The organism is Acinetobacter sp. YH16038 (assembly GCF_013417275.1).
Lineage (GTDB): Bacteria > Pseudomonadota > Gammaproteobacteria > Pseudomonadales > Moraxellaceae > Acinetobacter.
Map to the genome: position 1 here is coordinate 1 of NZ_VPEG01000046.1, position 13,887 is coordinate 13,887.

The window sequence follows — 13,887 nt, forward strand, 5'->3', positions numbered from 1 at the left end:
CGGATCATCAGGGCCACATTAGGATTCAAATCTATGAAGACGGCTTATGCCACAATTAAAGGTATTGAAGTCATGCGTGCACTACGTAAAGGACAAGCATCGTCATTTTATTATGGTCAGCCTCAGGGTGAAGTGTGTCTAATCAACAGGGTTTTCGGTCTCTAAGTACTTTTTAAAGGGAACATCATCGACTCAAATCTCTATTTGCAACAGTGCCGTACATTCCATGGATCGTTTTGCTCGAAGCTTAAAAGATTTAGTCACTGAAGTAGATAAACTGGTCAAACGAGGAATTGCCATCCAGTTCGTAAAAGAAAATATTACTTTCACTGCTCAATCTACCCCGATGGATAATTTGATGCTGCAATTGATGGGCGCTTTTGCACAGTTCGAACGTGAGATCATTTTAGAGCGTCAAAAAGAAGGAATAAAACTGGCCTCTGCTCAAGGAAAGTACAAAGGGCGTGTACATAAATTGAAACCTGAACAGGCTGAAGCTTTAAGACAAGAATGGAAGGAAGGAAAGTACCCTTCAAAAATGGCATTAGGCCAGGCATTTGGAATTAGTCGCCAGGCGGTATACCGCTATTTAAAAGCAAGTGAGTAACTCAATTAAAATGGAAAATATTCGAAATTTTCTTGAAGATAATCAAGTCAAAATCTACTTCTGTACCATCTTTATCGGAGTTATTTTTGGATTAACCATCAGTGGAGCGACGATTTTAGAAAGTTTGATTAACCCTGCACTGGCATTAATGTTATTTGCTACTTTTTACAAGTACCTATTGCAGAAATTGGCAAGGCATTAAAAAATTTACGTTTTATTTCTGCATTACTTATTACTAACTTTATTGCCTTACCTTTAATTACGGCAGGTCTAATACAATTTTTACCTGAAAACCCACTTATTCGTTTAGCTGTACTTTTTGTTCTACTAGCACCGTGTATTGATTATGTGATTACTTTCACCCATGTTGGGAAAGGTAATGCAAGATTATTACTTGCGATGACACCTGTATTATTGCTTATCCAAATGATCTTACTATCAATTTATCTTGGTGTACTCCTCGGAGAAGAGGTAGCTCAGCTTGTTGAAATTGGTCCTTTTGTCCATGCGTTTGTATGGTTCATTGTTGCACCCTTAGCAATGGCAGCTATAGTTCAGTTCATTGGGAATAGAAATGAACAAGCAGAAAAAGTGGCTGAAAGCCTAAACTTATTTCCTGTACCTGCCACAGCCCTAGTTTTGTTTATCGTCCTAGCATCAGTTATGCCTCAAATTGGGCTTGCAAAAAGTGCAGCTCTTCAAGCTTTACCAATTTATATTTCTTTTACCATTATTGCTCCATTCGTGGGTTGGATAATTGCTCGTATTTTTCGATTAGAATCTGGCTCTGCTAGTGCTGTGTCCTTTTCAGCATCATATAGAAATTCATTTGTTATTCTTCCATTAGCTTTTGCAATTCCGGGAAGTATGCCCATAATTCCTGCTGTAATCTTGACTCAGACTATCGTTGAACTATGCTTTTTACCAATCTATATTCGTCTGATACCTCGACTATTCAAAACCTAGAGATTTAAACATTTAAGTAGTTGTTATAGTTAGATAAAAGTATTCAGAAGCCCACGCTTACATCGAGTAATTTAATAAAGGGGGGGGAGCTAGCTCCCCCCCCTCTTTTATTCATTTGCTAATTAAAACTTACTCGCAACTTGATAGGTGATGAATGAAAAGATGTAGGCTAATGCAAACAAATAAGTTGCCATAACGACAGGCTGTTTCCAGCTACCTGTTTCTCGTCTAATTGTTGCTAACGTGGCAAGACAATGTGGAGCAAAAATAAACCATACCAATAATGATAAACCTGTGGCTAACCCCCATCCATCCGGGCCTGAAATTTGACTTAACAGACTTTGAGTTACTGTATCTTCATCACCTGACATCGCATAAATCACCCCAAGAGCAGCAATTACAACTTCCCTTGCTGCCATAGCAGGAATGAGTGCAATACATATTTCCCATGTAAACCCAATAGGCGCAAATATAGGATGAATTAAATGTCCTAACTGACCAGCTAAACTATAGTTAATGGCCGGCATGCTTGCATTATCTGGTGGTTGAGGGAACGTGACTAGCACCCATAACAAGATAGACAGTGCGACGATAATGCCACCAACTCGTTTTAAGAAAATAGTTGCCCTATCATATAAGCCTAATGCAATATTTCTAATATCTGGAATTCGGTATGTGGGAAGTTCAAAAATAAAAATACTTTCAGTTTTATCTTTTCGAACCAATTTCAGAAACACTGAAACTAATAACGCTGAGACTATTCCCGACATATAAAGACCAAAAAGGACTAATCCTTGCAGACTTAACCAGCCGTAGATTAATTGGTTCGGAATAAATGCCGCGATCAATAAAGCATATACTGGCAATCTTGCTGAACAGGTCATCAAGGGTGCAATCATAATTGTTGCTAATCGGTCCCGTTCAGAGCTGATACTTCTGGTTGCCATAATTCCGGGAATCGCACAAGCAAAACTGGATAGCAGAGGAATAAATGAACGGCCGCTAAGCCCGGCTTTAGACATTAATTTATCTAAAAGAAATGCTGCCCGGGGTAAATAGCCTGACTCTTCAAGCATTAAAATGAAGAAGAATAAAATCAAAATCTGAGGCATATATGCAAGCACGCTACCTGCACCAGCAATTACCCCCTCCACAACCAAGCTTTTTAATAGAGGATGTTGGATTAGTGGTCCAATAAAATCACTGAGCCATGCGACAAAATTTTCAATGAATTCAATAAAAGGCGTTGCCCATATAAATACCGCCTGGAACATCACAAACATGGTTAAAGTTAAGATTACTAAACCCAATACAGGATGTAGAAAAATTTTATCTAGAAATGCGGTTCTTTTATCACCACTGTCATTATTTAAAATAACTTGTTTGGTGATTTGTTTGACCTGTTCAAAATGACTTAATTCAGAATGATAAGGAGTAATAAAAAGATTTTTTTGATCTAATTGATTAATTAAATCTTGAATTCCTTTTGTTTTAACTGCGACAGCTTCAACTACAGGGATACCTAACAGTTGAGACAGTTTATCCTTATCAATGGAAATACCACGCTTTTTGACCTCATCCATCATATTTAATACAAGAATCATAGGGCGATTTAGAGCACGAACTTCGAGAACCAAGCTCAAATGTAAGCTTAAATTTGTGGCATCTACAACGCATATAAAAATATCGGGTAGAATTTCACCTTTTAGCTCGCCCAAACAAACTGCCCTGGTGACTTCTTCATCTAAACTACTAGGTTTTAAACTGTAAGTTCCGGGTAAGTCCAATACTCGTATTGCATCACCAGAAGGTAATTTAAAAGAACCTTCTTTTCTTTCTACGGTAACCCCAGCATAGTTGGCAACTTTTTGTCGCGTACCAGTAAGCGTATTAAATAAAGAGGTTTTTCCGCAATTTGGATTACCGACTAATGCAATGTTCTTAATCTTCATTGGATACTAACTCTACAAAAATTCTTTCAGCTTCATTCTTTCTTAATGCGAATCTTGAAGTTTCAATTTGAACTAAAACAGGATCTCCGCCAAAAACACCTTTAGTGAGTACTTGTAGAGTTTCACCCTCTCTAAAACCTAATAGTTGGAGCCGTTCCAATACGGGATCAGTGGTATGACTGTATTGATTACCTTTTTTGAGATCTCTAATTTTGACGATCTGATTTTGTTTAACTTGAAATAGATTCATTTTCGATACTCTTACTTCAAAGCCAAAATCTTTCGAGCACCATTAAGCACGAATAAAGAAACCAGGATGCCAATGATTAAGTCTGGGTAAGCTGATCCCGTCCACGCCACGAGTACACCGGCAAATATAACGCCCATATTTACGACAACGTCATTCGCCGAGAAAATCCAACTGGCTTTCATATGTGCGCCATCTTCTCGATGACCAGAAATAAGATATAAGCATGTCACGTTAGCTATAAGTGCGAGCAGGCCAATAACAATCATGAGCGTTGATTCTGGCTCGCTTCCAAACATGAATCGTCTAATGACATCAATAATCACGATGACAGCAAGTAATAACTGAATCCAACCTGCGAAATGGGCTGCTTTCACTTGATATTTCGCAGCTTTTCCGACGGCATATAGCGCAATACCATAAACGGCTGCATCGGCAAACATATCTAGAGAATCAGCAATCAATCCTGTAGACGCAGCAATAATTCCGCTGATGAATTCTATAAAGAAAAGTAGAGCATTAATGCCTAATAACAGTTTAAGTACTTTAGCTTGTCTCACAGGATCAGGTTCATTAGGTATATCGCCTGAAGAAAGCTGTGTTTCATCAAGTTTCGCCCCAAAACCCAGTCCTTCAAGTTTGGCCGTAATTTGCTGACTCCCTTCATTATGGAAGACTTTCAGTTTTCGATTGGGAAGATCAAAAGTAAGACCTTTAACTGCTTCAATATCTGCAAGAGCCATACGGACCATTTGCTCTTCAGCAGAGCAATCCATTTTAGGAATGGTATAGGTACTTGTTTGCTTAGCCTGTTGATTGCTTATATAAGTTTCAGTCTTCACAAGCTTTGCACCAAAACCCAAAGCTTCAAGTTTGGTAGTTATATTTTCATCTTTTTGATTATGTAGAACCTTTAAAGACCGGTTAGGTAAATCAAAGATGAGTTTTTGAACACCATCAATTGAAGATAGCGCCATACGAACCATCTGTTCTTCCGCAGAACAATCCATTTTGGGAACTAAGTATTCACTCATGTAGTGCGAATCTTTTAAAACGTCTTCAGTGCTTAAATTTTCTTTGGGATCAGAACCACAACAGGATTGAGCGGTATCTTCACAACTGTTTGAAGTGTTACAGCAAGGAGATGAAGATTTTTCTTCTTCCTCTTCACCACAACAGCTAGGCGTATTATCACAATTCTTTGAATTGCTTGCTTCTGCAATTGATGGATGATTTTCTTGTTGAGATTTCTTATCTTCGCATGGTGTTTCTTTACTACATCCACAGCCACTCATAGTTATACCCATTAAAAAAATTTATAAACTTTGAATATTAGAATCCCTATAGTTACTATAGAGTCAAGATTTTTTGGAAATACCAACTCAATGCATTTAAAAATTGGTGAACTCTCTAAAAAAACCTCATGTTCAGTATTAACAATTAGGTTTTATGAAAAGGAAGGTTTAATTCCGGAACCCGAAAGAACGGAAGGAAATTACCGCCTTTACGATATAGGCTATGTTGAGCGAATTAAGTTTATTTTGAATTGCCGAACTTTAAATATGAGTTTGAATGAAATTCGTCAATTACTCACCTATAAAGATAATCCCAAGAAAAATTGTTCAGATGTGAATGAATTAATTGACTTACATGTCAGTGCTATCAGAGAAAATATAATCAAGCAACAAAAGCTTATTGAACAATTATCTGATTTAAGAGGTACTTGTGATGGTTTATGTACAATTGACCAATGTGGAGTTCTAAAAAATCTAGCTTGATTATCTAGACCTATGCTTTTTTCAAAAATTCTGTATATCTTTACTTAAGGCTGCAAAAAGTTTAAGGTTACTCAAATTCTGTGATCAGATCTTTGATAGATCTGGACAGCTTCTTATTGGTGTTTTAAATACAGATTTGTGTATGAAGAGAAAAACATTTCTAATCCAGATATTGGTACTCTTATTCACATTCCAGAATATTTGGAGTGTGGCAGAGGCTGCTTGTCTGCATGAAATGCCAAACATACCCAATTCAATACTCTCTAATCCAATCGATTTAGACGAAAAGAGTGATAGTCCTCGTCAAGCACTTTATTCCCTAGAAAACTATAAAGAAATCTATGACTATTGTCAGAAGGTTTGTTTTAACGAAAAGTGCAGTCATTTCTCAAATACAATCGTGATTCAGATTGACCCACCCGATGATCTGAAGCTTAAAGCTAATTTTGAGACCGGCATTACCCCAACTTATTTGGGAATAACTTTTTATAAACCCCCTTATCTGGATCAATTAACCCCGCCTCCCGATTTGCCCCTACTATTGGTGGGGTAGTCTTATAAAAGCCCACCACTCCTAATTTCATTATGCGTGGGGCATTTTCATGTCAAAAAACAAATTACATCAGGATACCTCCATCCTGAATTTATCCTGGTCAGCCTTAGGTAGCGGTATCTTGCTATCTGCAATGATCAGCTTCAGTACTTCCGTAGTCGCCAGTACTCAAGATTTAACGCTGCAGCAAGCTATTGAGCAGGTTAACCAATATCAAGCGTCCCAAAATTTCTGGGAAACGCAAAACAGCATTAATGCCACGAATCTTCAGCAAAGTAAGCTGTTTAAAAATCCTGAACTGTCAGTTGAACAAACGGGATTTGGTTCAAATAATGAAAAAGAGCTTACCATTGGCATATCACAACCCTTGGATATTTTTGGTGAGCGAAGAGCAAACCAAAAATTAGCCAGTCTCTCTACAGATAAAACAGCGCTGAAACAGAAGATTTATCAAGCACAAATTGAGCTTGCAGTGAAATATGTATGGTCACAACTGGCCATTGCTGAACTTGAAAAAAACATTGTCAATGAACAACTTCGGGTGAGCCAAGAAAACCTTCAAGCAATCGAAAAGCGCTTTAATGCAGGCAGTATTGCCCAAGTAGATGTAAATCGCGCACGTTTAAGCCATGCTGAAAATATCCGTCTTTTTAGACAGGCAGACTTACAGGTACAAGTGGCCACCCAACAATTATCAAATTTATGGGGAACCTCTGATAAGTCATTGCAGGTAAACCTCTCTTCACAAAAGCTCTGGCCAAAATCGACTCATGAACAGGTTCAAGAATATTTAGCGGAAAACTACGTTGAGAAATATCGAGCTTTACTGGTATTAGAGTCTCAAGCAACGGTTGATCAACTAAGGGCAAAGGCACGTCCTAACCCCACTTTAAACCTAGGTGTCAACCGCACCCAATCCTTGGAAAACTCCACACAAAATCAATTAGTAGTCGGAGTCAGTGTACCGCTTAATATTTTCGATCGTCAGCAAAATGGCATAAAAATCGCGCAAGAAAAAATGAACTTATTAGAGCGTCAGAAAGAGTTTTATCTGAAGCAAAATGCGCTGCAAATAGGCACAATTTTAACCGAGTTGCAGGGTTTAGAGCTGCAATTCAAAGTCGTTGACGAGACTCAAATTCCTTTGGCGACTCAAGTTCAAAGTAAGACGCTACAAGGTTTCTTGGCAGGCAAGTTTGCTTTAACCGATGTTCAGCAAGCCACGCTTCAATTACAAGACATCCGTCTGCGTAAAGTCCAGTTGTTACGGGATGGCTGGCAAAAGGCCATTGAAGCAGAAAGTTTGAGCTTAGGCATTAGCCCAAGTGAAGTCATGTCGAAAGATGCTATTGCACAAATCAATCAAAACTTATGGCAAGACATACAGGCCATGCCTGTCATTGGTGGGGGAAATTAACATGTTCGATCTTAAAAACAGCTTAAAAAAACAGAGCGGAAAAATCTCTCAACCTCTACTGATTGGTTTTGTCATCGGCGCAACCGTACTCCTCAGTATTTTCTTGATCTTGTCGGGTAAGAATAAATCTGAAACATCAGATGAACATGCAGAGGAAGAAGGCGCAGAGGAACATGGAAGTGAAGAACATGGCGGTGAAACCGAAGAGCATGCAGAAGGCGTGAGCCTGACGGCCAAGCAACTGGTGGAACAGGGCATACAGTTATCAGCGGTCGATCAAGGTCCGGTGGTTAAATTAAGTTCTTATCCTGCCAAACTGAATGTGAATACGGATCAGCAAGCGCATGTCTCACCGAGTTTTAGCGGTCATGTAGAAAATGTTTATGTAGAACTCGGCCAAAAAGTTCAGAAAGGGCAGCCTTTGGCTACATTGCTTGTTCCTGATCTAGTTGATCAGCAGGCCAATCTTAAAATTGAACAAACCAATCTGGAACTGGCGAAACAAGACTTTGAGCGTGAGCGTCAATTGTGGTCACAGGGTATCTCAGCAAAACAGGACTATCAACGGGCTTATAACAGTTATAAACGGGCACAAATTCAGGTTCAAGCGGCCCAATCACGTTTAAGCGCATTTGGTGCAGTGAATGCCAGTAACGGACGCTATATTTTGAAAGCTCCCATTTCTGGCGTGATCAGTAAAAAGGATTTGGTTCTCGGGGAAAATGTTCAGTTAGCCGATCAACTCTTTACGATAGACCGGTTAGATCAACTCTGGCTTGAGTTTATTGTTCCAAATTCTGAAATTATGGGCTTAGCCCCGAATCAAAAGATCGAATTTAAATCCTTGCAAACGGAAAAGGTCTACAGGGCAGTTATTCAGACTTTAAATACTGAAGCGGATATTCAAACAGGTCGTCTTCAGGTGCGAGCAAAAGTTGAATCGAATGCAACCGAATTACGTCCAAACTTGATGGTGAACGTACAGTTGCAACAACGGAGTGAAAGTACCGCATTACGGGTACTTAAGTCCGCAGTTCAGAATGTCGATGGAAAAGATGTGGTTTTTGTCGCCACTCAGCATGGACAAAAAGTTGAATTCAGTCCGCAACCTGTGAAATTAGGGCAATCATCTGGGGAGAGCCAATGGATTGAAGTGGTGAGTGGGCTTAGTCAGGGACAAAAATATGCCGCTCAAGGCAGTTTTTTACTGAAATCCGAGCTGGAAAAAGGAGAGGCTTCACATGAGCACTGAAACTCCTCAAATTCCAGACCACGAATCGGTAAAACCTGAAGGACTGTTTGATCGACTGATCCAGTTTTCTATCCATAACGCAATCTGGGTCATGCTGTTTATTGCGGCTTGGATTGCTATTGGTATTTATAGTTATCAAAAGTTACCGATTGATGCTGTACCAGATATTACCAATACTCAGGTGCAGATTAACACTTCAGCCAATGGTTTTACGGCTTTAGAAATGGAACAGCGGATTACATATCCAATCGAGAATGCCATGTCAGGCATGCCGAAAATGGAACAAACCCGTTCGATTTCACGCTACGGCTTATCGCAAGTGACCATCATTTTTGAAGATGGCACGGATATTTACTGGGCCAGACAGCTTATCAACCAGCGCTTGCAAGAAGCAATGGGAGAAATGCCTGAAGATGTGCAACCTAACATGTCGCCTATTTCGACAGGTTTAGGTGAAATCTATCAATGGGTGATTAAAGCCGAACCAAATGCTAAAAAGCCGGATGGAACCCCTTATTCGGCGATGGATTTACGTGAAATTCAGGATTGGATTGTAAGACCGCAATTACAGCGCGTAAAAGGCGTTGCTGAGATCAACAGTATCGGTGGCTTTAATAAAACCTATGTGGTTGCCCCTGATCTGAACCGATTGCAACAATTGCAAATTCCTTTGTCTGATTTACAAACTGCCTTAACAGAGAATAATGAAAACCGTGGTGCTGGCTATATTGAGAAAAATGGACAACAGCTAACGGTTCGTGTTCCCGGCACTTTAAACACGATTGAAGATATCCAGAACATCAGTATTGCCAATAAAAACGGCTATCCGATTCGGGTGGCAGATGTCGCCAATGTCTCAATTGGTCATGACTTGAGAACAGGGGCTGCAACCTATAATGGTGAAGAAACTGTATTGGGTATTGCCATGATGATGATGGGAGAAAATAGCCGTACCGTTGCTCAAGCCATTGATGAAAAGGTGCAATCGATCCAGCAATCGCTACCTAAAGGTGTGGTGATTGAGACTGTGTATGACCGTACGCATTTGGTTGATCGGGCGATCAAAACCGTTCAGAAAAATTTGATTGAGGGTGCAATCCTCGTCATTGTTATTTTATTTCTCTTTCTAGGTAATTTCCGTGCTGCGCTGATCACGGCTTGCGTTATTCCACTGTCAATGCTGTTTACCTTGACGGGAATGGCAGAGCAGAAGATTAGTGCAAATCTGATGAGTTTAGGGGCACTGGACTTCGGTATTATTATTGATGGTGCAGTGGTTATTGTAGAAAACTGTATCCGTCGGCTAGCAGAAGCTCAGAAGCTGAAAGGTGGTTTACTTAGCCGTTCTGAAAGATTTAAAGAAGTCTTCTTGGCTGCAAAACAGGCGCGTCGTCCTCTGATTTTTGGACAGTTAATTATTTTGGTGGTTTATCTACCTATCTTTACCCTGACGGGTGTAGAAGCCAAACTTTTCCATCCTATGGCAATGACTGTTGTACTGGCTTTAATTGGGGCCATGATTTTATCTGTCACTTTTGTGCCAGCCGCAGTTGCCCTATTTGTCACTGGAGAAGTCAAGGAAACCGAAAGTCGCTGGATGCATTGGCTTAAAACCAAATATGAACTGCTTTTAGATAAAGCCTATGAGCTTCGTTTATTTGTGACTATTGTGGCTGCCTGTATTTTAGTGCTTACGGGCGTGCTAGCCACTCAAACAGGTAGCGAGTTTGCACCTCAACTGGGTGAAGGTGATTTTGCTGTTCAGCAAATGCGTTCCCCAAGTACAGGGTTAGAACAGTCACTGAGAATGCAGGAAAATACTGAAAAGTTACTGTTGAAAGAATTTCCTGAAATTAAAGCGATCTTTGCTCGTACCGGTACAGCAGAAGTGGCCACAGATGTTATGCCACCCAACATTTCAGATGGCGTGGTACTGTTAAAACCTCATGATGAATGGCCTGATCCAAAACAAACGATTGATGAGCTTCGCCAAAGAATGATTACTTTCTTAGCGACATTGCCGGGAAATAACAGTGAGTTCTCGCAACCCATTGAACTGCGCTTTAACGAGTTAATTTCAGGGGTGCGAAGTGATGTGGGTGTCAAATTATTTGGTGATGACATGGAGATTCTAAATCGCGAAGCGAATAAAATTTCTCAAAAAATTAACTCAATTTCAGGCGCGACAGCCGTTAATGTAGAACAGACCAGTGGCTTACCCTTGTTGAATGTAGAGGTGGATAAGTCCAGAGCTGCACAATATGGCTTGTCGGTAAGAGCAATTCAGGATCTGGTAGCTACAAGTGTCGGTGGCCAGAATGTTGGAACAATTTTACAGGGAGACAAGCGTTTTGATTTTGTCATCCGTCTAGATGAATCCCAGCGTAGTCCTGAACAGTTAGCGGTACTTCCTATTCAATTGCCGAATGGTGGTTTAGTCCAACTGCAAGATGTGGCACGCGTTGAAAATATCCTGGGTATTAATCAGGTCAGCCGTGAAAATGGTAAACGTCGAGTGGTTATTACTGCAAATGTAGAAGGACGTGATTTAGGCTCATTCGTAACAGAGCTTCAGAGCACGTTATCCAAACAGGAATTACCAAGCGGTTATTGGATAGATTATGGCGGTCAATTTCAAAATCTGATGTCTGCAAAAGCGCGTATGCAATTGGTGGTTCCGCTCGCATTGTTGACGATCTTTATTTTATTGATGGCTGTATTCCATAATATCAAAGAAAGCTTACTGGTCTTTAGTGGTGTACCGTTTGCCTTATGTGGAGGCTTAATCGCGTTGTGGTTGCGTGACATTCCATTATCCATGTCAGCAGGGGTTGGCTTCATTGCACTATCGGGGGTGGCTGTACTGAATGGCTTAGTCATGCTCACCTTTATCAAAGAGTTGCGACAACAATATGACCTTTATTATGCAACGTGGCAGGGTGCAATTTTGCGTCTTAGACCTGTGCTGATGACCGCTTGTGTGGCGTCCCTTGGGTTTGTCCCGATGGCTTTGGCAACCGGAACTGGGGCAGAAGTACAGAGACCTTTAGCAACAGTGGTTATTGGAGGAATTATCTCCTCTACCCTGCTTACATTGGTTTTATTGCCCGTACTGTACCGCTGGATGAATGAAAAGAAAGTTTCTTAATCCAATAGATTAGTCGATTTACAGCAGAGATATTGGCTGTTATCCAATATCTCTGCTCATCATAAATAGAATAAGGAAAATATTTTATGTCAGAACATCATGATCATAGCCATGCGGTTGTTACTGAAGAAAATAGTAAGAAGTTAATGGTTGCCTTAGGTTTAACGACTACTTTTTTAATAGTAGAAGTTGTCGCTGCTTTTATTACCCAAAGTTTGGCTTTGTTATCTGATGCAGCTCATATGTTTACTGATGTAGCCGCTTTAGCTATTGCTCTTGCCGCTATCAAAATTGGTAAAAAAGCCGCAGATGATAAAAGAACTTTTGGCTATCAGCGATTTGAAATTTTAGCGGCTCTGTTTAATGCGGTGATGCTTTTTGTGGTAGCAATATATATTGTATATGAAGCTTATCAACGTTTTACGAACCCTGCTGAAATTCAAAGTGTTGAAATGATGATTGTCGCGGTCATTGGTTTGGTCGTAAATTTGATTTCAATGAAAATCCTTTCTGCTAGTGCTGAAGGAAGTCTAAATATAAAAGGTGCATATTTAGAAGTTCTTAGTGATGCTCTAGGATCGATAGGCGTGATTATCGGAGGAATAGTTATTTATTTTACCCAGTGGATGTGGGTTGATACCGTAATCGCTGTGTTAATTGGCTTCTGGGTCTTACCTCGAACTTGGATTTTATTAAAACAAAGTATTAATATTCTGCTTGAAGGAGTTCCTGATGAGATTGATATTGAGTCGTTAAGAAATGATTTATTGAAGCTAGAGGGCGTTGAAGGGATTCATCAGTTGAAAGTCTGGGCTATATCCTCAAAAAATATTCATTTAACTGCTCATTTGGTTGCTCCGAATAGCAATACAGATCAACTCTATCAAAAGGCCTTAGAAGTTCTAAAACATAATCATAATATTACTGAAATTACGTTACAAATAGAAAGTAAGGAATGTAATACATTGGAACAGCATAAACATTAAAGTGCTGCTCTTTCTACATAATGGACAGATGACTAGGCTGATAAACCTTACCATTTTCCTGTATTACACTTCTATTTATCACACGCACTTTAAACACCATCCTGAGACATTTTAAAATTACAAGAATGTAATTTATGAGTCCTCTGGGTGTTAATTCTTTAAAGTTAGAATATCTAACAAGTATTAAATGAGAGTAAATAAACATGCTATTCAAAAATAAATTTTGTACTAAATTACTGTTAATTAGTGCATTCTTTAGTATCGCAAGTTTTAGTTATGCAGATGGCGGCTTGTTATTTCTTGAAAAGAATTTAAAAGCTTCTAAAGTTGAAAATTCTAAACAAAAACAAGTTAAAAATAATGAATCAAATGAATCAAATGAATCAAATGAATAGTTGGGTTGCATAAATAAATCAATTAGACTTATTCATTCAGCAATATAATTCCTGAATGAATAAGTTTATAACTAAAACCGGCTTTGTTGCATAAACATTCAAAAGCTGAGTTTTCCCCAATCCATTCAAATTTAAGTGACAACTTGGGTGTGAGGTCTACCTAATTCCGTAAATCTATTCAGAACTGCCACACGCGCATGAACTTCATTGACCTGACTTTGAAAATGTCTTGCCGTCAGCTTATCTCCTAATAATTTGATGCAATGCATCTTGGTTTCCACCAAACTGCGACGGTGATAGCCCGACCATTTTTTCCATAGGGTTCTGCCTAAATGCTTAACCGTTTGAAGTAACTCATTTCGTTCTATTGAACTGATTTTAGAATCTTTCCAGGGCTTGGCATTCTTCCTGGGTGGAATTACGGCACTGTTGCAAATAACCACGAATGGTAAGCTGAAGGGCACTGTTGCAAATAACCACGAATGGTAAGCTGAAGACTGTTTTAGCTAAAGGTGCAGCATATGAATCCTTTCCATGGTCGGCATTTTCAGGGCGAAATCATTCTTTGGGCTGTGCGCTGGTATTG

Annotated in this window: 11 protein-coding genes and 3 pseudogenes; 10 read left to right on the forward strand and 4 right to left on the reverse strand. The window is 39.5% G+C overall.

The features are described 5' to 3' along the window. The 3 genes and pseudogenes from FTV34_RS14950 to FTV34_RS14960 all read left to right on the forward strand — a co-directional run. Positions 1 to 165 (forward strand): annotated as a pseudogene (locus tag FTV34_RS14950) (IS6 family transposase); the annotation flags it as partial. Positions 166 to 217: 52 nt separating this feature from the next. After that, positions 218 to 607, forward strand: a pseudogene (locus FTV34_RS14955) (recombinase family protein); the annotation flags it as partial. A 186-nt stretch (positions 608 to 793) separates the two neighbouring features. Then, positions 794 to 1,573, forward strand: coding sequence for an arsenic resistance protein (locus FTV34_RS14960; protein ID WP_368856420.1), 780 nt, complete (start codon positions 794 to 796; stop codon positions 1,571 to 1,573). A 122-nt stretch (positions 1,574 to 1,695) separates the two neighbouring features. Here the strand turns inward: FTV34_RS14960 and FTV34_RS14965 are convergent, their stop codons facing one another. Genes FTV34_RS14965 through FTV34_RS14975 form a run of 3 tightly spaced genes read right to left on the reverse strand, consistent with a single transcriptional unit; the run spans position 1,696 to position 5,067 of the window. After that, positions 1,696 to 3,525 carry a ferrous iron transporter B gene (locus FTV34_RS14965; RefSeq protein WP_180070709.1) on the reverse strand — a complete coding sequence of 610 codons (1,830 nt, stop codon included), beginning with the start codon at positions 3,523 to 3,525 and terminating at the stop codon, positions 1,696 to 1,698. Then, positions 3,515 to 3,775 (reverse strand): FeoA family protein, encoded by a 261-nt coding sequence (locus FTV34_RS14970; protein WP_004281857.1) that lies wholly within the window; start codon positions 3,773 to 3,775, stop codon positions 3,515 to 3,517. The genes FTV34_RS14965 and FTV34_RS14970 overlap by 11 nt, the downstream gene beginning before the upstream one ends. Before the next feature lie 11 nt (positions 3,776 to 3,786). Then, complete coding sequence (locus FTV34_RS14975) at positions 3,787 to 5,067, reverse strand: cation transporter (RefSeq protein WP_010117221.1); 1,281 nt, start codon at positions 5,065 to 5,067, stop codon at positions 3,787 to 3,789. Between the two features lie 90 nt (positions 5,068 to 5,157). On the opposite strand from FTV34_RS14975, the gene cadR reads away from it, so the two are divergent. From cadR to FTV34_RS15010, 7 genes are all read left to right on the forward strand, one after another. Next, a complete protein-coding gene (gene cadR, locus FTV34_RS14980) occupies positions 5,158 to 5,550 on the forward strand; it encodes a Cd(II)/Pb(II)-responsive transcriptional regulator (protein ID WP_004281856.1) in 393 nt (130 codons plus the stop codon). A 142-nt stretch (positions 5,551 to 5,692) separates the two neighbouring features. Then, entirely contained in the window at positions 5,693 to 6,103 is a 411-nt protein-coding gene (locus FTV34_RS14985) for a hypothetical protein (protein WP_004733191.1), read from the forward strand. A 49-nt stretch (positions 6,104 to 6,152) separates the two neighbouring features. Further along, positions 6,153 to 7,520 carry a TolC family protein gene (locus FTV34_RS14990; RefSeq protein ID WP_004281854.1) on the forward strand — a complete coding sequence of 456 codons (1,368 nt, stop codon included), beginning with the start codon at positions 6,153 to 6,155 and terminating at the stop codon, positions 7,518 to 7,520. Position 7,521: 1 nt separating this feature from the next. Next, positions 7,522 to 8,772 carry an efflux RND transporter periplasmic adaptor subunit gene (locus tag FTV34_RS14995; RefSeq protein ID WP_005404759.1) on the forward strand — a complete coding sequence of 417 codons (1,251 nt, stop codon included), beginning with the start codon at positions 7,522 to 7,524 and terminating at the stop codon, positions 8,770 to 8,772. Further along, positions 8,762 to 11,920, forward strand: coding sequence for an efflux RND transporter permease subunit (locus tag FTV34_RS15000; protein WP_004733184.1), 3,159 nt, complete (start codon positions 8,762 to 8,764; stop codon positions 11,918 to 11,920). Before FTV34_RS14995 ends, FTV34_RS15000 begins: the two co-directional genes overlap by 11 nt. Positions 11,921 to 12,006: 86 nt before the next feature. Then, complete coding sequence (locus FTV34_RS15005) at positions 12,007 to 12,906, forward strand: cation diffusion facilitator family transporter (RefSeq protein WP_004733183.1); 900 nt, start codon at positions 12,007 to 12,009, stop codon at positions 12,904 to 12,906. Between the two features lie 203 nt (positions 12,907 to 13,109). Then, entirely contained in the window at positions 13,110 to 13,301 is a 192-nt protein-coding gene (locus FTV34_RS15010) for a hypothetical protein (protein WP_004812236.1), read from the forward strand. A 131-nt stretch (positions 13,302 to 13,432) separates the two neighbouring features. Here FTV34_RS15010 and FTV34_RS15015 read toward each other — a convergent pair. Next, positions 13,433 to 13,726 (reverse strand): annotated as a pseudogene (locus FTV34_RS15015) (IS5/IS1182 family transposase); the annotation flags it as partial. Positions 13,727 to 13,887 lie beyond the last annotated feature (161 nt).